The sequence below is a fragment of the Streptomyces sp. yr375 genome (assembly GCF_900110755.1).
GTDB lineage: Bacteria > Actinomycetota > Actinomycetes > Streptomycetales > Streptomycetaceae > Streptomyces.
The window spans coordinates 50,380-68,417 of sequence record NZ_FOFF01000008.1 but is presented as its reverse complement, the minus strand read 5'-3'; the positions used below and the strand labels follow the sequence as shown (position 1 = coordinate 68,417).

At 72.3% G+C, this 18,038-nt stretch carries 14 protein-coding genes; 9 read left to right on the top strand and 5 right to left on the bottom strand.

What is annotated here, in order from left to right; genetic code table 11:
• The first annotated feature begins 44 nt into the window (after positions 1 to 44).
• The 3 genes from BMZ82_RS11295 (at position 45) to pheT (ending at position 4,937) form a co-directional block, all read left to right on the top strand.
• Complete coding sequence (locus BMZ82_RS11295; RefSeq protein WP_093774417.1) at positions 45 to 1,160, top strand: sensor histidine kinase; 1,116 nt, start codon at positions 45 to 47, stop codon at positions 1,158 to 1,160.
• 139 nt (positions 1,161 to 1,299) lie between these two features.
• Entirely contained in the window at positions 1,300 to 2,421 is a 1,122-nt protein-coding gene (gene pheS / locus BMZ82_RS11290; protein WP_093774415.1) for a phenylalanine--tRNA ligase subunit alpha, read from the top strand.
• Entirely contained in the window at positions 2,421 to 4,937 is a 2,517-nt protein-coding gene (gene pheT, locus BMZ82_RS11285) for a phenylalanine--tRNA ligase subunit beta (protein ID WP_093774413.1), read from the top strand. The genes pheS and pheT overlap by 1 nt, the downstream gene beginning before the upstream one ends.
• 125 nt (positions 4,938 to 5,062) lie before the next feature.
• Here the strand turns inward: pheT and BMZ82_RS11280 are convergent, their stop codons facing one another.
• The gene (locus BMZ82_RS11280) at positions 5,063 to 5,962 is read right to left on the bottom strand and encodes a 3-hydroxybutyryl-CoA dehydrogenase (RefSeq protein ID WP_093774411.1); all 900 of its coding nucleotides are present in this window, start codon (positions 5,960 to 5,962) and stop codon (positions 5,063 to 5,065) included.
• Positions 5,963 to 6,139: 177 nt separating this feature from the next.
• Between BMZ82_RS11280 and BMZ82_RS11275 the strand changes: the two genes are divergently transcribed.
• Complete coding sequence (locus tag BMZ82_RS11275) at positions 6,140 to 7,399, top strand: glycoside hydrolase family 10-like protein (RefSeq protein WP_093774409.1); 1,260 nt, start codon at positions 6,140 to 6,142, stop codon at positions 7,397 to 7,399.
• A gap of 64 nt (positions 7,400 to 7,463) precedes the next feature.
• Here the strand turns inward: BMZ82_RS11275 and BMZ82_RS11270 are convergent, their stop codons facing one another.
• Positions 7,464 to 7,670 carry a DUF1918 domain-containing protein gene (locus BMZ82_RS11270; protein ID WP_093774407.1) on the bottom strand — a complete coding sequence of 69 codons (207 nt, stop codon included), beginning with the start codon at positions 7,668 to 7,670 and terminating at the stop codon, positions 7,464 to 7,466.
• Positions 7,671 to 7,746: 76 nt separating this feature from the next.
• Positions 7,747 to 8,721 (bottom strand): DMT family transporter, encoded by a 975-nt coding sequence (locus BMZ82_RS11265; protein ID WP_093774405.1) that lies wholly within the window; start codon positions 8,719 to 8,721, stop codon positions 7,747 to 7,749.
• On the opposite strand from BMZ82_RS11265, the gene BMZ82_RS11260 reads away from it, so the two are divergent.
• The 3 genes from BMZ82_RS11260 (at position 8,720) to BMZ82_RS11250 (ending at position 11,360) form a co-directional block, all read left to right on the top strand.
• The gene (locus tag BMZ82_RS11260; protein ID WP_093774403.1) at positions 8,720 to 10,201 is read left to right on the top strand and encodes an aminotransferase-like domain-containing protein; all 1,482 of its coding nucleotides are present in this window, start codon (positions 8,720 to 8,722) and stop codon (positions 10,199 to 10,201) included. The two genes, BMZ82_RS11265 and BMZ82_RS11260, sit on opposite strands and share 2 nt — an antisense overlap.
• A gap of 18 nt (positions 10,202 to 10,219) precedes the next feature.
• A complete protein-coding gene (locus BMZ82_RS11255) occupies positions 10,220 to 10,669 on the top strand; it encodes a GNAT family N-acetyltransferase (protein ID WP_093774401.1) in 450 nt (149 codons plus the stop codon).
• Positions 10,670 to 10,766: 97 nt separating this feature from the next.
• Positions 10,767 to 11,360 (top strand): histidine phosphatase family protein, encoded by a 594-nt coding sequence (locus BMZ82_RS11250; protein ID WP_093774399.1) that lies wholly within the window; start codon positions 10,767 to 10,769, stop codon positions 11,358 to 11,360.
• On the opposite strand, the gene BMZ82_RS11245 is transcribed toward BMZ82_RS11250, so the two are convergent.
• Positions 11,342 to 11,830, bottom strand: a complete 489-nt coding sequence (locus tag BMZ82_RS11245) for a DUF6314 family protein (protein ID WP_093774397.1) — start codon at positions 11,828 to 11,830, stop codon at positions 11,342 to 11,344. The genes BMZ82_RS11250 and BMZ82_RS11245 overlap by 19 nt on opposite strands.
• Positions 11,831 to 11,999: 169 nt before the next feature.
• On the opposite strand from BMZ82_RS11245, the gene BMZ82_RS11240 reads away from it, so the two are divergent.
• Together BMZ82_RS11240 and BMZ82_RS11235 are read left to right on the top strand one after the other, a co-directional pair.
• A complete protein-coding gene (locus BMZ82_RS11240; RefSeq protein ID WP_093774395.1) occupies positions 12,000 to 14,489 on the top strand; it encodes an alpha-L-arabinofuranosidase C-terminal domain-containing protein in 2,490 nt (829 codons plus the stop codon).
• A 262-nt stretch (positions 14,490 to 14,751) separates the two neighbouring features.
• The gene (locus BMZ82_RS11235) at positions 14,752 to 17,277 is read left to right on the top strand and encodes a YfhO family protein (protein WP_256251863.1); all 2,526 of its coding nucleotides are present in this window, start codon (positions 14,752 to 14,754) and stop codon (positions 17,275 to 17,277) included.
• On the opposite strand, the gene BMZ82_RS11230 is transcribed toward BMZ82_RS11235, so the two are convergent.
• Positions 17,271 to 17,990: a transporter substrate-binding domain-containing protein gene (locus BMZ82_RS11230; RefSeq protein ID WP_093774393.1), complete on the bottom strand. Its 720-nt coding sequence runs from the start codon at positions 17,988 to 17,990 to the stop codon at positions 17,271 to 17,273. The genes BMZ82_RS11235 and BMZ82_RS11230 overlap by 7 nt on opposite strands.
• Positions 17,991 to 18,038 lie beyond the last annotated feature (48 nt).

Below are 18,038 nucleotides of genomic sequence, written 5' to 3'. Positions count from 1 at the left end.
GCTCGGGGGACCTCTTCCGGGAGGACGGGAGGTGAGGTACGGGGATGAGTGTCGGCACGAGCAGCGCACCGGGAGCGGCCCGAGCCGCCGGTGACCTCACCGGACTCGGCATCGACCCCGACGACCTGCCCGACGGACTCGTCGTCGCCGACGAGCACGGGCACGTGATCTGCTTCAACGCCGCCGCCCGCCGCATCACCGCGATCCCCGCGAAGGACGCCCTCGGCCGGCCCCTCGACAAGGCCCTGCCATTAGAGGACCTCGAAGGCCGCCGCTGGTGGCAACTGACCGACCCCTACGGCGGCCTCGCCATCCGCGTCGGCCAGCCCGAGCGCAACCTGCTGCTGCCGGGCGGCCGCGAAGTGCTCGTCACCGTCCGGTATCTGCGCGGCGAACCCACCGGCCCCGTCCGCCGGGTCGTCGTGTCGCTGCGCGACACCGAGGCCCGCCGCCGCACCGAACGCAGCCACGCCGAGCTGATCGCCGTCGTCGCCCACGAACTGCGCTCGCCCCTCACCTCCGTCAAGGGCTTCACCGCCACCCTGCTCGCCAAGTGGACGAGGTTCACCGACGACCAGAAGCGGCTGATGCTGGAGACCGTCGACGCCGACGCGGACCGCGTCACCCGGCTCATCGCCGAACTGCTGGACATCTCGCGCATCGACAGCGGACGGCTGGAGGTACGCCGCCAGCCCGTCGACATAGGCGCGGCCGTAGGACGCCACATCCAGGCCTCCGTCGCCGCCGGCCAGCCCGCCGACCGGTTCCTGCTCCGCATCGAGCAGCCGCTGCCCGCCCTGTGGGCCGACCCCGACAAGGTCGACCAGGTCCTCAGCAACCTGATCGAAAATGCGGTGCGCCACGGCGAGGGAACCGTCACCATCGACATCACGCCCGCCGTGTCCCCCAGGGAAGGGGAGGACACCGGCACATCGGTCACCGTGAGCGACGAGGGCGCCGGCATCCCGGAGGAGTCCATGAACCGCGTCTTCACCCGCTTCTGGCGGGGCAGCAAGCGCGGCGGCACGGGCCTCGGGCTGTACATCGTCAAGGGCATCGTCGAAGCCCACGGCGGCACCATCACGGTCGGCCGCGCCCCCGTCGGCGGCGCCGAGTTCCGATTTACGTTGCCCGTGAGCACTCCGGCCTACCTGACCTGAGAGCCCGCGGGCGCATCCGGATACGTCCACCCCGCTAGACTCGGCCTTTGGCACCTTTGTGTCCCAGGAACGGCCCTCTGACCTCTGCGTGAGTCGGTGACGGGGACCTTCAGCCAGCTAATCGGAAGCACGGGAAGAGATGTCGGCACCGAATAAGTCGTACGACCCGGTAGAGGTCGAGGCCTTGAAACCGGAAGAGATCGAGCGCATGCGGGACGAGGCGCTCGCCGCCTTCGCCGCCGCGGACTCCCTCGACGCCCTCCAGGAGGCCAAGGTCGCCCACACCGGCGGCGCCTCCCCGCTGGCCCTCGCCAACCGCGAGATCGGCGCCCTGCCCCCGCAGGCCAAGGCCGCCGCCGGCAAGACCGTCGGCCAGGCCCGGGGCGCGGTGAACAAGGGCCTCGCCGTCCGCCAGGAGGAGCTGGAGGCCGAGCGCGACCAGCGCGTACTGGTCGAGGAGGCGGTGGACGTCACACTGCCCCACGACCGCGTGCCGGCCGGCGCCCGCCACCCGCTCACCACCCTGTCGGAGCGCATCGAGGACGTCTTCGTGGCCATGGGCTACGAGGTCGCCGAAGGCCCGCAGGTCGAGGCCGAGTGGTTCAACTTCGACGCCCTCAACATCGGCCCGGACCACCCGGCCCGCGGCGAGGCCGACACCTTCTTCGTGCAGGGCCCCAAGGGCGGCACCGAGTCCGGCGTCGTCCTGCGCACCCACACCTCGCCGGTCCAGATCCGCTCCCTGCTGGAGCGCGAGCTGCCGGTGTACGTGATCTGCCCCGGCCGCGTGTACCGCACGGACGAGCTGGACGCCACGCACACCCCGGTCTTCCACCAGGTCGAGCTGCTCGCCATCGACGAGGGCCTGACCATGGCCGACCTCAAGGGCACCCTGGACCACATGGTCCAGTCGCTGTTCGGCGCGGGCATGAAGACGCGGCTGCGGCCGAACTTCTTCCCCTTCACCGAGCCGTCCGCCGAGATGGACATGGTGTGCTACGTGTGCCGCGGCGAGTCCGTCGGCAACCCCGACCGCGCCTGCCGCACCTGCTCCAGCGAGGGCTGGATCGAGCTGGGCGGCTGCGGCATGGTCAACCCCAAGGTGCTGACCGCCTGCGGCGTCGACCCGGAGAAGTACAGCGGGTTCGCCTTCGGGTTCGGCATCGAGCGGATGCTGATGTTCCGCCACAACGTCGAAGACATGCGAGACATGGTCGAGGGTGACGTCCGGTTCACCCGGCCGTTCGGGATGGAGATCTGATGCGGGTCCCGCTTTCCTGGCTGCGGGAGTACGTCGATCTCCCCGCCACCGAGACCGGCCGTGACGTGCAGGCCAAGCTGGTGTCGGCCGGCCTCGAGGTCGAGACCGTCGAGCAGCTCGGCGCCGGCCTCAAGGGCCCGCTGGTCGTGGGTCAGGTCCTGACCATCGAGGAGCTGGAGGGCTTCAAGAAGCCCATCCGCTTCTGCACCGTCGACGTCGGCACTGCCAACGGCACGGGTGAGCCGCAGGAGATCGTCTGCGGCGCCCGCAACTTCGCCGTCGGCGACAAGGTCGTCGTCGTGCTGCCGGGCGCGGTCCTGCCCGGCGACTTCGCGATCGCCGCGCGCAAGACGTACGGCAGGACGTCCCACGGCATGATCTGCTCCGGCGACGAGCTGGGCATGGGCGACGACGGCAGCCACGGCATCATCGTGCTGCCGCCCGAGACCGAGGTCGGCAAGGACGCCATCGAGCTGCTGGAGCTGGTCGACGAGGTCCTGGACATCGCCGTCACCGCCAACCGCGGCGACTGCCTGTCCATCCGCGGCGTCGCCCGCGAGCTCGCCATCGGCTACGGCATCCCGCTGCGCGACCCCGCCCTCCTCGACGTACCGGCCGCCAACGCCTTCGGCTACCCGGTGCAGGTCTCCGACCCGGCCGGCTGCGACCGCTTCACCGCCCGCACCGTCACCGGTCTGAGCCCCGAGGCGCGCTCCCCGATCTGGCTCAAGCGGCGGCTCCAGAAGGTCGGCATGCGCCCGATCTCGCTCGCCGTCGACGTCACGAACTACGTGATGACGGAGGTCGGCCAGCCGCTGCACGCCTACGACCGCGGCCTGGTCCAGGGCGCCATCGGCGTGCGCCGGGCGGCGGAGGGCGAGCAGATCGTCACCCTCGACGGGGTGACGCGCACGCTGCACGCCGAGGACCTGGTGATCACCGACGAGCGCGGTCCCATCGGCCTGGCCGGTGTCATGGGCGGCGCCAACACCGAGATCGCCGACCACACGGACCTGGCGAACGCCACGACCGACGTGGTCATCGAGGCCGCCCACTTCGACGCGGTCGCCATCGCGCGCACGGCCCGTCGCCACAAGCTGTCGTCCGAGGCGTCCCGCCGCTTCGAGCGCGGCGTCGACCCGGCCGCCGCGGCGGCCGCCGCACAGCGCACGGTCGACCTGCTGGTCCTCCTCGCGGGCGGTACGGCCGACGCGGGCGTCACCGAGGTCGTCGCCCCGTCCGCGCCGCGCACGATCAGCCTCCCGGCCGACCACCCGGACCGGGTCGCGGGCGTGCACTACGGCCGCGAGACCGTCGTACGCCGCCTCCAGGAGATCGGCTGCGACGTGTACGGGCAGGACGAGCTCGTCGTCACCGTCCCGTCCTGGCGGCCCGACCTCGCCGAGGTCAACGACCTCGCCGAGGAGGTCATCCGGCTGGAGGGCTACGAGAACCTGCCCTCCACGCTGCCCAAGCCCCCCGCCGGGCGCGGCCTCACCCACCGCCAGCGGCTGCACCGCCGCGTCGGCCGCGCCCTGGCCGGAGCCGGTTACGTCGAGGCGCCGAACTACCCGTTCATCAGCGAGCAGGTCTTCGACCAGCTCGGGCTGGACGCCGCCGACCCGGCCCGCCGTGTCGTCAAGCTCACCAACCCGCTCAACGACGAGGAGCCCGCGCTCCGTACGTCGCTGCTGCCGGGCCTGCTCGGCGCGCTGCGGCGCAACGACGGGCGGGGCAGCCACGATCTGGCGCTGTTCGAGACCGGGCTGGTCTTCCACCCGCGCGAGCAGCAGGCCGGGGTCGCCGGTCACCTTCCGGTCGACCGCCGGCCGACCGACGCGGAGATCGCCGCGCTCGATGCCGTGCTCCCCGAGCAGCCGCGCCACGTCGCCGTCGTCCTCGCGGGCGCCCGCGAGCAGGCCGGCTGGTGGGGCAAGGGCCGGCCGGCGGACTGGGCCGACGCGGTCGAGTCGGCGCGCGCCGTCGCCCGCGAGGCCGGGGCCGAACTGATCGTCCGGGGCGGCCAGTACGGGCCGTGGCACCCGGGTCGCTGCGCCGAGCTGGTCGTGGTCGTCGACGGCGCGGAGCGGGTCGTCGGCCATGCCGGCGAGCTGCACCCGCGCGTGCTGAAGGCGCTGGGGCTGCCCGCGCGGACCGCCGCGATGGAGCTGGACCTCGACGCCCTGGAGCAGGTCGGCGACGACACGCCCCAGGCGCCGAGCATCTCCACGTTCCCGGTGGCCACGCAGGACGTCGCACTCGTCGTCGACGCGTTCGTACCGCACGCCGACGTCGAGTCCGCGCTGCGTGACGGCGCGGGTGAACTGCTGGAAGGAATCCGGCTGTTCGACGTGTACGTCAACCCGGACCAGCTCGGCGAAGGCCGCAAGTCCCTGGCCTACGCGCTGCGCTTCCGCGCGACCGACCGCACACTCACCGTCGACGAGGCCTCGGCAGCACGCGACGCGGCGGTCGCCCTCGCCGGAGAGCGCACGGGAGCGGTACTGCGCGGCTGAGACGGCGTGCTGGGCGCGGGTCGGCTGCGGCCGATCGCGCCCACGCGGCCGAACGCCGACGACGAGCGGGCCCGGCACTGCGCGCAGTGCCGGGCCCGCTCGTCGTCGACGTGGTGGGTCGTCCGTCAGTACGTGTAGAAGCCCGAGCCCGTCTTGCGGCCCAGGCGGCCCGCGTCCACCATGCGCTGGAGCAGCGGGGGAGCGGCGTACAGCGGTTCCTTGTACTCGTCGTACATGCTCTGCGCGACCGAGGCGACCGTGTCCAGGCCGATCAGGTCGGACAGCTTCAGCGGGCCCATCGGGTGGGCGCAGCCCATCTCCATGCCGTTGTCGATGTCCTCGCGGCCCGCGATGCCCGTCTCGAACATCCGGATCGCGGAGAGGAGATACGGGATCAGCAGCGCGTTGACGACGAAGCCGGAGCGGTCCTGGGCCCGGATCGCGTGCTTGCCGAGCGCCTTCTCGGCGAACGACTGCGCCCGGCTCAGCGTGCCCTCGGACGTGGTCAGCGCCGGGATCAGCTCGACGAGCTGCTGCACCGGGGCCGGGTTGAAGAAGTGGATGCCGACGACCTGGTCGGGCCGCGAGGTGGCGACCGCCAGCTTCACCAGCGGGATGGAGGAGGTGTTGGAGGCCAGGATCGCGTCCGGGCGGGTCACCACCTGGTCGAGGACCTGGAAGATCTCCGTCTTGACCTGCTCGTTCTCGACCACGGCCTCGATGACGAGGTCACGGTCGGCGAACTCGCCGAGGTCCGTGGTGAAGCTGAGCCGCGCCAGCGTCGCGTCCCGCTCCTCATTCGAGATCTTGCCGCGCTCGGCGGCCTTGGCCAGGGAGTTCAGCAACCGGGTACGGCCGATCTCCAGGGCCTCGCCGGTGGTCTCGGCGACCTTGACGTCGAGGCCGGCGCGGGCGCAGACCTCGGCGATGCCCGCCCCCATCTGGCCGCAGCCCACCACTCCGACCCGCGAGACGTCTCCCGCTGGGATGTCCGTCACATCGTCCCTTTCGCCGCGCTCACTCATGGCTGACTCTTATGGCTGTGTCTCATGGCTCGGCAGGTCTGCCGGGTCCCGGTCGGCCTGCTCCGAACGTGCACGTTACTAGCAAGTATCGATGATCGATCGCCGGGGTGGGGGCATGCTGGGGCCCGAAACGATCCGTGATCGAGCGGATCCGCTATGTATGTGGGGATGTGTGCGATGGGGCGACTGACCCGGCGGGCGTTCGCGCTGGCAGCACTGTCGGCGGTCACGACGACGGGTGCGGCGGCTCCCGGGAGGGACGACGGGGAGCGGCGGGCCACCGACAGGACGCGGACGGCGTCGGCGCGGGCGACGGCCGAGATGCGGGGGATGTGGCTGGCGACCGTCACCAACCGCGACTGGCCCTCCCGCAGCGGGCTGACCGCCGCCGCGCAGCGCGCCGAGCTGATCGACTGGCTCGACCTCGCGGTGCGCAGGCGGCTCAACACCGTCGTCTTCCAGGTGCGGCCGGCGGCCGACGCGCTGTGGCCCTCGCCGTACGAACCGTGGTCGCAGGTCCTCACCGGCACCCAGGGCAAGTCACCGGGCTGGGACCCGCTGGGCACGGCCGTCACCGAGGCCCATGCGCGGGGTCTGCAACTGCACGCCTGGTTCAACCCGTACCGCGTCTCGACCCAGGACGACCCGACCAGGCTCGTCGCCTCCCACCCCGCGCGCAAACATCCGGACTGGGTGGTGTCGTACGGCGGCAAGCTCTTCTACAACCCCGGTCTGCCGGCGGTCCGTTCCTTCGTGCAGGACGCGATCCTCGACGCGGTGAAGAAGTACCCGGTGGACGCCGTGCACTTCGACGACTACTTCTACCCGTACCCGGTGGCCGGGCAGACCTTCGACGACGACGCCGAGTACGACGCGTACGGCGGGGCCTTCGCGACCCGGGCCGCCTGGCGGCGCGACAACGTCGACACGCTCGTGCGGGAGATCGCCGCCCGGATCAAGACCGTACGGCCCGGCACCCAGTTCGGTATCAGCCCGTTCGGGGTGTGGCGCAACGCCGCCACCGACTCGCGCGGCTCGGACACCCGGGCCTTGCAGTCGTACGACGAGATCTACGCCGACAGCCGCAAGTGGGTGAAGGAGGGCTGGCTCGACTACGTCGTCCCGCAGTTGTACTGGGAGATCGGCAACTCGGCCGCCGACTACGCGAAGCTCGTGCCCTGGTGGGCAGAGGTCGTCAAGGGCACCAGGACGCGGCTGTACCTCGGTGAGGGCCTCTACAGGGCGGGCACGTCGGGGCAGCCCGCCGCCTGGGCGAAGAAGGACGAACTGTCCAGGCACCTCACGCTCGCGAAGAAGTACCCGGAGGCGCGCGGGCACATGTTCTTCGGCGGGCAGGACGTCGAGCTGGACCGGATCGGCGCGATGACCCGCGTGGTCGCCGACCACTACGGCCTGCCGGCCCAGCCCCCGAGCTGACCGGCCCAGCCCCCGAGCTGACCGGACCGGCCTCCGAGCCGACCGGACCGGCTCCCGGGCCGGTTTACCGGCGTCGTCGTTCCTCGGCCGTCCGGTGGCGGATCTCGGTGTCGGGGCCGGGGGAGCACACGCCCACGTGCCCGTCCGCGAAGCGGACGCGGTACGGGGGGTTGCCTCCCTGGCCCAGGACCTCGACGATCTCGCCGACCTTGTCGTGTTGCCCGACCACCCTGCCGTGCTGCACAAGCTGGTCGCCGGTGGTTGCGCGCATCTGTGGGGCCTCCTCACCTGTGCGGGAGCAGCAGTACCTGTACCGGTCCGGTACGAGTTCGGGTACCGGAACGTGTCTAGCCGCGTGCCCGCTGCGTGACGGCGATGCAGATGAGCACGGCCGCTGCCGTCAGCGGAGCGGCGGGCGTGAGGTGCTCGCCCAGCAGCAGCACCGACCACACCAGTGTGAGCAGGGGTTGGGCCAACTGCAACTGGCTGGCCTTGGGGACGCCGATCGCCGCCATGCCCCGGTACCAGACGACCAGGCCGAGGAACTGCGAGCCGGCCGCGACCCACAGCAGCCCGGCCACGCTGTGCGCGGTCGGCGCCACCGGCTCGTGGGTCAGGGCGAGCGCGGCGGCGGGCACGCTCAGCGGCAGGCAGTACACCAGCGCCCAGCCGATGACCTGCCAGCCCGGCATGACCCGGGCCAGCCGGCCACCCTCGGTGTAGCCGGCCGCGCACACCAGCAGCGCCCCGAACAGATACAGGTCGGCGCTGGTCAGCGCGCCGCCGCTCTGCTGCACGGTGAACGCCAGCACGGCCGCCGCCCCGGCCCCGGCCGCCGCCCAGAAGGTGCGGGACGGGCGGGTGCCCGTGCGCAGGGCGGACAGCAGCGCGGTCGTCAGCGGCAGCAGACCGACCACGACGGCGGCGTGCGAGGTGGTGGACGTCCGCAGCGCGAGCGTGGTGAGCAGCGGGAAGCCGACGACGACCCCGGCGGCCACGACGGCGAGCCCCGCCCAGTGCCGGCGGGCGGGCGGCGGGACCCGCAGCGCGAGCAGACACGCCCCCGCGATCAGCGCGGCCAGGACGCTGCGCACGGCGACCAGCGTCCACGGGCCGAAGCCCTCCAGCCCCCAGGCGGTGGCGGGGAAGGTGAGGGAGAACGCGACGACACCGAGCGCGGCGAGAAGGGTGCCGAGGCCGTTGGGCCGTGCAGCGGCGTCCGGGGTGGTGCCCGCGGTGGTGCCTGGGGCGGTGCCTGCGGTGGCGTCCGGGGTGCTGACCGCTATCGCGGGGCGGGCGGTAGCGCTACTCTGGGGCTTCATGCAAGAGCGTAGCAGTGTGGGTGAGCTGGCGGACAGGCTGCGGCGGGAGTTCGACCGCTACTCTCCCGGTGGAAAGCTCCCGTCGAGCCGGGCCCTGGTCGAACGGTTCCGGGTGAGCCCCGTGACGGTCTCGCGGGCGCTGGCGCAGCTCGCCGCCGAGGGGCTGGTGGTCACCCGGCCCGGCGCGGGCGCTTTCCGGGCCCGGCCGCCGCACCCGGCCGCCACCCCGGCCGGCGACACCTCGTGGCAGGAGATCGCCCTCAGCGCGGACGGCGCGGCCGACCTCGTCCCGCGCTCCGTCGACGCGTCCGGGGTCACGGTGTCGCTGGCCGCCCCGCCGCCCGGGGTGATCGAGTTCAACGGCGGCTATCTGCACCCCTCGCTGCAACCGGAGCGGGCGATGGCCGCGGCCCTGGCACGGGCCGGGCGGCGGCCCGGGGCCTGGGGGCGACCGCCCATGGAGGGGCTGCCGGAGCTGCGCGAGTGGTTCGCGCGGACCGTGGGCGGCTCCGTCACCGCGGCCGAGGTGCTGGTCAGCGCGGGCGGCCAGGCGTCCCTCACGACCGCCCTGCGCGCCCTCGCCCCGCCCGGCGCGCCGGTGCTCGTCGAGTCGCCCACCTACCCCGGCATGCTCGCGATCGCCCGCTCGGCGGGCCAGCGCCCGGTCCCGGTGCCGGTCGACCCGGACGGCGTGAAGCCCGAGCTGCTCGCCGACGCGTTCCGGGCCACCGGCGCCCGGGTCTTCGTCTGCCAGCCGCTGTTCCAGAACCCGACCGGCGCCGTCCTCGCCGCCGACCGGCGCGCGGAGGTGCTGCGCATCGCGCGGGAGGCGGGCGCCTTCGTCGTCGAGGACGACTTCGTCAGGCGGCTCGCGCACGAGGACGCCGGGCCGCTGCCGCGCCCGCTCGCCGCCGACGACCCCGACGGCGTCGTCGTCCACGTCGGCTCGCTCACCAAGGCGACCTCGCCGAGCTTCCGGGTCAGCGCCCTGGCCGCCCGCGGCCCGGTCCTGGAACGGCTGCGGGCCATCCAGGTCGTCGACACCTTCTTCGTGCCCCGCCCGCTCCAGGAGGCGGCCCTCGAACTCGTCGGCTCGCCCGCCTGGCCGCGTCATCTGCGGGCCGTCGCCGCCGAGTTGAGGGCCCGGCGGGACGCGATGACCGCCGCGCTGCGGCTGCGGCTGCCCGAACTCGCCCTCCCGCACGTCCCGTCCGGCGGCTACCACCTGTGGCTGCGGCTGCCCGACGGCACGGACGAGGGCGCGTTCACGGCCGCCGCCCTGCGCGCGGGCGTCGCCCTCACCCCCGGCCGCCCCTACTTCAGCGCCGAACCCCCGGCCGCCCACGTCCGGTTGAGCTTCGCGGCGGTCGCCGGGACGGCGGAGATCACGGAGGGCGTACGACGACTGCGGACGGCCTGCGACGAGGTGCTTCCCGGAAACGGGGTGCTCCCCGGAAACCGTTCGACACGGCACCCGTGAAGTTGTGAGGATCCGGCCATGAACGACACCCCGCCCCTCGCCGAGGGCTACGAGATCTCCGCCGACCCCGCCCGCGTCGACGCCGAGCGCGTCCACCGCTGGCTGTCCACCGACGCGTACTGGGCGCTCGGCCGCGACCGGGAGAAGCAGGACCGGGCGATCGCCGGTTCCCTGAACTTCGGCGTCTACGCCACGGCGTCGGGGGAACAGGCTGCGGGGGACCAGGTCGCCTACGCCCGGGTCGTCACGGACTTCGCGACCTTCGCGTGGCTGTGCGACGTGTACGTGGACCCGGCGGCCCGGGGCAAGGGCATCGGCACCGCGCTCGTCGCCGCCGTACGCGACCACCTGCGGCCGCACGGGCTGCGCCGCATCCTGCTGGCCACCCACGACGCGCACGGGGTGTACGAACAGGTCGGGTTCGCGCCGCTGGAGAAGCCGGACCAGTGGATGCTGCTCGCTTTCTAGCGAGTTGTCCGACAGGTCCCCACTCGTCGGTAAGATTCCCGGATCCGACCGCCCGACACCCCTTGACCTGCGCAGTTGCACGGCTCACCATCACCGCATGCCACTTCGGGTCACGTTCGTCGCCGCCGCTCGCAGCTCCTCGCTGCTCGCGGAACGCTTCGAGGACGACCGGCCGCTGGACCAGGCGGGCTGGAGCGAGGTGCTCAGCGCGTCCGCCGAGCTGCTGCCGCTCGCCGCCGCCGAACTGCGCTACTGCTCGCCGACCCCGCGCAGCCGCGCCACCGGGGACGCGCTCGGCTACGCCCCGCTCGTGCAACTCGCGCTGCGGGACTGCGACATGGGCCGCTGGCGCGGTTTCACGCTGGGCGAGGCGATGGCCCGTGAGCCGCAGGCCGTGGACGCCTGGCTCGCCGACCCGCTAGCCACCCCGCACGGCGGCGAGTCGCTGCTCGCGTTCATCTCCCGCGTCGGCGGCTGGCTCGACACCCGGCCGGTGGAGGACGGTGGCCGGATCGTCGCCGTCGCCGAGCCGAGCGTGATCCGTGCCGCCCTGGTGTACGTGCTCAAGGCACCGCCGACGACGTACTGGAACATCGACGTGCGCCCGCTGTCCACGACCACCGTCACCGGCCGGGGCGGGCGCTGGAACCTCCGGCTCGAAGGGGCCTCGGCTCAGCCGACCCGCACGTAGTCGGTGGTGAGCAGCAGGTCCTTGGCGGGGCCTGCCACCCGCCAGACCGTCCGCCAGCGGTCGGCGTCCCGGACGGTGAACTCGCCCCGGTAGAGGTCCGCGGAGCAGGGGTGGTCGGCCAGGTGCCGGCCGGTCGTCAGGTCCAGGTCGTGGAAGGGCCGGCCGTCGGCGAACCGGACGTCCGCGGTGCCCGGCGTCGCCCCCGGCAGGAAACGCAGGGTCCGCGCGGCGGGCCGGCCGACACCCAGCCAGACGAACGTGCCGGACTCCTCATGCAACAGGCCGCCGTGACACCGGCCTCCGTGCGACGGGCCTCCGTCTGACGCGCTGTTCTCCTCCAGTGCGCCGAACACGGTGATCCCGTCGAAGCGGCCCTCGCCGCCGCTCGCCCGGTCGCGCACCGACCGCTCCACCCGCCAGCGCCCCGCGAGGTACGCCAGCACGTCCGGCACTGGCCGGAACTCGCCCATCCGGTACCGCCCTCCGTCACATCCGTTTCCGCACGCCCCATTGACGCGCCCCTGCCCCCTCTTTATCTTGCCGTTCGAAGTGTTGATCACTGTCCGGCATCCCGAACAACTCGCCTATGTCTCACCCGACTTGACAGACAACTCGCATCACTGAGCCGCGGAGTTATCCATGTCACGCACCACCACCCGCACCCGCTGGAGAATCGGTCTCGCCACGACCGCCCTCCTGACGGCCACCGCCCTGGTACCCGTACCCGCGCACGCCGAGGCCGTGGCCGACTACGCCATCACCGTCGACCCCACCGCCAAGGGCGCGAAGATCGACGACACGATGTACGGCGTCTTCTTCGAGGACATCAACCGGGCGGCCGACGGCGGTCTGTACGCCGAGCTCGTGCAGAACCGGTCCTTCGAGTACTCCACCGTCGACAACAAGTCGTACACGCCGCTGACCTCCTGGACGGTCGACGGCACGGCGCAGGTCCTGGGCGACGCGGGCCGCCTCAACGACCGCAACCGCAACTACCTCTCCCTGGCCGCCGGTTCGTCGGTGACCAACGCCGGCTACAACACCGGTGTCCGGGTCGAGCAGGGCAAGAAGTACGACTTCTCGGTGTGGGCCCGGGCCGTCGGCGGCACTGCCCTGACGGTGTCGTTGCAGGACGCCGACGGCACCCTGGCCGCCGCCCGCAAGGTCGCGGTGCGCAGCGGCGGTTGGGCGCAGTACAAGGCGACCTTCACCGCCACCCGCACCAGCAGCAACGGCCGCCTCACGGTGGCCACTTCGGCCGCGACCGCCCTCGACATGGTGTCTCTGTTCCCCCGCGACACCTACCGCAACGAGCCCAACGGCCTGCGCAAGGACCTCGCCCAGAAGATCGCCGACCTGCACCCGGGCTTCGTGCGCTTCCCCGGCGGCTGCCTGGTCAACACCGGCTCCATGCAGGACTACAGCGAGGCCTCGAACTGGCAGCGCGCCCGCTCCTACCAGTGGAAGGACACCATAGGCCCGGTCGAGGAGCGCGCCACCAACTCCAACTTCTGGGGCTACAACCAGAGTTACGGCCTCGGCTACTACGAGTACTTCCGCCTCGCCGAGGACATCGGCGCGATGCCGCTGCCCGTGGTCCCCGCCCTGGTGACCGGCTGCGGCCAGAACCAGGCCGTGGCCGACGACGCGCTGCTCAAGCGGCACATCCAGGACACCCTGGACCTCATCGAGTTCGCCAACGGCCCCGTCACCTCGACCTGGGGCAGGAAGCGCGCGGCGATGGGCCATCCCAAGCCGTTCCACCTCACCCACCTCGAGGTCGGCAACGAGGAGAACCTGCCCGCCGAGTTCTTCGCCCGCTTCCAGCAGTTCCGCACCGCGATCGAGGCGAAGTACCCGGACGTCACCGTCATCTCCAACTCCGGCCCCGACGACGCCGGTTCGATCTTCGACAAGGCCTGGCAGCTCAACAGGGACGCCAAGGTCGACATGGTCGACGAGCACTACTACAACAGCCCGCAGTGGTTCCTCCAGAACAACGACCGCTACGACTCCTACGACAGGAACGGCCCGAAGGTCTTCCTCGGCGAGTACGCCTCCTGGGGCAACGCCTTCAAGAACGGCCTCTCCGAAGCCGCGTTCATGACCGGTCTGGAACGCAACGCGGACGTGGTCAAACTCGCCTCCTACGCACCGCTGTTCGCCAACGAGGACTACGTCCAGTGGAGCCCGGACCTGGTGTGGCTCAACAACCACGCCTCCTGGAACTCCGCCAACTACGAGGTCCAGAAGCTGTTCATGACCAACGTCGGCGACCGCGTCGTACCCTCGACCGCCACCGGCACCCCGTCCCTGCAAGCCCCCATCACCGGCGCCGTCGGCCTGTCGACGTGGGCGACCAGCACGGCGTACGACGACGTGAAGGTCACCGACGCGGACGGCAACCCGCTGCTGAGCGACGACTTCTCCGGCGACGCCTCGCAGTGGACGCACACGGGCGGCGGCAGTTGGTCCGTCCAGGACGGGCAGTACGTGCAGACCGACACCGCCGCCGAGAACACCATGGTCTCGGCCGGTGACCCCAACTGGCACGACTACGACCTGCACGTGAAGGCCACCAAGAAGTCCGGCAAGGAGGGCTTCCTCGTCGCCTTCGGCGTCAAGGACACCGGCAACTACTACTGGTGGAACGTGGGCGGCTGGAACAACACCCAGTCCGCCGTCGAACAGGGCGTGGACGGCGCCAAGTCGACGCTGTTGACGAAGCCGGGCAGCGTGGAGACGGGCCGCGCCTACGACCTCGACGTCAAGGTGCGGGGCCGCCAGGTCACCTTCTACCTCGACGGCCAGCAGTGGGGCAGCTTCACCGACGACAAGCCGGCCGAGCCGTTCCGGCAGGTCGTCACCCACGACCAGAAGACCGGCGACCTGATCGTCAAGGTCGTCAACGCCCAGTCCACGGACGCCCGTACGGCGATCGACCTCGGCGGCGCGAAGGTCGCGTCCCGGGCGAGGGTCACCACGCTGGCCGCCGCGCCCGACGCGGTCAACACCGAGACGCAGACCCCGGTCGCACCGGTGACGTCCACCTTCACCGGAGTCGCCGACAGGTTCACCTACACCTTCCCGGCGAACTCGATCACCTTCCTGCGGATCAGACAGCGCTAGACCGGTACCGGTTCACCTGCGGGACCGCTGCTGTTCTCCCGGGGACACCCAACCCACCTGCGGGGCCGGCCGTCTAAGTCGGCGAGTCAAGCCGGTGCGGGGGTGCCGCCCCCGGGAGAACACCGGCCCGTGCCGGTTCTCAGGGGGCCAGTCCGACGTGGATCGCTCGACCCTGCACCAGGACGTCCCGCCGGACCTCCCGGACCCGGACCCGGACCCGGCCCCCGCACCGTCGGGCCGGGCCACCGGCCGTCCGGCGTGGCTGCGGCCGCCCCGCCCGACCGGGCCGGGGCAGGCCGCCGCCCTGCTCGCGGCGGTGCTCACCGTCACCGCCTTCTGCGCCGCCGACGCCGTCGCCCGCAGCTACCCCTTCGGCCCCCGCACCCGGAGCGTCAACGACCTCGGCAACCAGTACGTGCCGTTCCACGCCCACCTGTGGGACCTGCTGCGCGGCCGGGCCGACGGCGGCCTCCTCGTCAACTGGCAGTCCGGGTACGGTGCCAGTTTCCTGCCCGACCTCGGCACCTACCTCACCAGCCCGTTCGCCCTGCTCGTAGCGGTGTTCCCGCGCGACGAGATCGACCTCGCGGTGTATGTGATCACCGTGCTGAAGGTGGCGTCCGCCGGTGCCGCGATGGCCTGGCTGCTGCTGCGACTGCGGCCCGGCCGCTGGTGGGCGGCGGGGCTGCTGGGCGCGTCGTACGCCCTGTGCGGCTGGACCGTGGCGAGCGCCGTGTACAACCTGATGTGGCTCGACGGCCTCATCGCCCTGCCGCTGCTGTGCCTGGTCGGTGAACGGGCGGTGACCGGACGGCGGCCGTTTCTCGGCGTGGCCGTCGTGGCGGCGGCCTGGACCGCCAACTTCTACACGGCGTACATGGCCACCCTCGCCGCCGGACTCGTCCTGCTGCTGCGCCTGTGCCTCTCCGGTCTGTCGCCCCGGAAGATCCTCGCGGCGGCGGGCCGCGCCGGTGCGACCGTCGCCCTCGGCATGGGCCTGGCCGCACCTCTGGTGACGGTCGTGTACTTCGGCACCACGCACGCCTCGCCGGGCAGGTTCAAGGACTTCACACCGGTCGCGACGGACGACCTGCTGGCCCGCCTGCTGCCGACGACGTACAGCTTCGGCTCGCCGGCCCTCTACGTCGGCACCACGGCGCTGCTCCTCGCCCTCGCCCTGCCCTTCCACCCAGCGGCTCCCGTGCGGGTGCGCGTCGGATGGCCGCTGCTGCTGACCGGGATGACCCTGTCGATGCAGTTGGCCCCGACGCAGCTCTTCTGGCACGCCTTCACCCCGCCGCAGGGCAGCTCGTACCGCGAGGCGTTCGTACTGTGCGCGCTGCTGGTGATCACGGCCTGGACCGCACTGTCGTACGGCCCGCCCGACCGGCGCGCCCTCTGCGCGGCGGGCGCGCAGTACGCGCTGATCGTCGGCGTGGCCAGCCGCAGCGACCTGGTGCGGCCCGTCGCCTGGCCGGTGCTGCTCGTGGCCGCGGTGGGCGCCCTCGTCGGGCTGACCCTGCTGGGCCGCACGGACGACGGACACCGTACGGGCACCGGCCGCCCCTTCGGCACCGTCCCCGCCGTACTCGCCGTCGTACTGCTCATCGGCACGCAGCTCGGCGAGGCCACCGCCACCTCCGCCGTGGCCACCCGGCTGCGGCTCGGGCACATGGACGACTACGCGCCCTGGGGAGACCGGCAACAGCGGCAGGCGGAGGCGGTCGCGCAGGCCGACGGCTGGCCCCGCTACCGCACCGACCCGGGCCGCGAGCCGACCGTCGGCAACGACCCGCTGCTGCTGGGCGGCCAGGGCGCCGCGTACTACAGCAGCCACACCTCCGACGTCCTCTTCCGCACGCTCACCGCCCTCGGCGGCGGCTGGACCTCGGGCGGCCGCAGCCTGCAGAGCCTCGACAACGCCGTCACGGACGTGATCTTCTCCGTCGGCGCCCGCGTGCACTCCCCGCCGGACCCGCACCAGAACTGGTTCCCGCAGGACGGCAGCGGCGTGACCGTGTCCCGCCAGGACGTGCCGCCGCTGGTCACGGTACGACCGCCCGGCACCTCCGCGCACACGCCCGTCTCCGCCTTCGGACCGTCGCCCTACCGCAACCAGGAACTGCTGCTGGGCACCCGCGTCTACACGCTGCCGCGCTTGACCACCGAGGCCGGACCGGCACCCGGGGCGACGCTCACGGCCGCCTGCCCGGCCGGCGACGAGGTGTACCTGTGGGCACCGCACTTCGCGGGCACCGCGCAGCTCGCCGGTGCCTCGACCGGCGGCCTGACCGGGCGCTTCCGGTCCGACGCCCGCACGAAGATCGCCGCCATGCAGCGGCTGGGCACGGTCCCGGCGTCCGGGCGGCTGCGCATCGAGCTGTCACCCGACCGGCCGAGCGCCACCGTCCCGGACGGCGCGGTCGGCTGCCTGGACACCGCCCGGCTGCGCGCCGCCACCGAACGCCTCAAGGCCACCGCCGCGACCGAGGTGACCGTGAACGACGGCACCGTCCGCGCACAGCTCCCGCCCGGCACCCTCGGCACCGCCGTCCTCGCGGCCCCCCGGATCGCCGGATGGCGCTGCGCCGTGGACGACGACATCGCGGTCCCCGCAGGCGAGTACTACGGCCTGATCGCGGTGCCCCTCGACGGCTCCGCGACCACCATCACGTGCACGTTCCACCCACCGGGCCTACGGCTGGGCACGGTGACCGGCGGCCTGTCGCTCCTCGCCACGCTCACACTCGCCGCCTTCACCGCCGTCCGCCGCCGCCGCGCCTACTGAGGCGGGGCGACCATGGTGTCGGACTGGTTCGCCCGACGAAGCGAGGCGGCGACGAAGCCGGTGGCCTTCAGTTCCTCGACGAGGTCCCGGAGGAACCGAACGGTCTCGGGCCGGCGGGTCCTGGTCGTGCCCACCGCCTGCTGGATCTGCATGAACCGGCCCTCGATCAGCCGCAGTTCGGGATGTGCCGCGACGAACTCGGTCATCGGCTGCCTGATGCCGGCCGCGACCTCCAGGCCCTGGTCGCGGAACGCGTCGACCCCTTCGTCCGCGCGCACGATGCGCGCGTGTCGGAGGGTGCGGGTGAGGAAGAGATCGTAGGCGGACCCGCGCTTCACGCCGATCCGCACGCCGGGACGGTCGACCTCGGCGGCCGTGGTGAGAGGCGAGTCGTGAGGCACGGCGAACACGCCCTCGATCACGACATACGGCGCGGTGAAGGCGACTTCGGCCTCCCGTGCGGGCTCGATGGCCAGGAAGCACATGTCGGCCCGACCCGTCGCCATCGCCTCGTACGACTTCCGCGCCGCGTCGAAGCAGCTCAGCTCCACCGCAACGTCCAGCCGCGCCCCGACCTCACGCGCGATGTCGACCGTGACGCCGGCCGGGGCCGTCGGCGTGCCCTGAGCCAGTACCGGATTCCCCAGATTGATCGCCACCCGCAACGTGCCACTGGGTGCCAGATCCTTGGTGATAGCAGCAGTCACGATCATGAGCCGGAGTCTAGGACACGCCCTGCGGCCACCGCAGCCGAACACCGC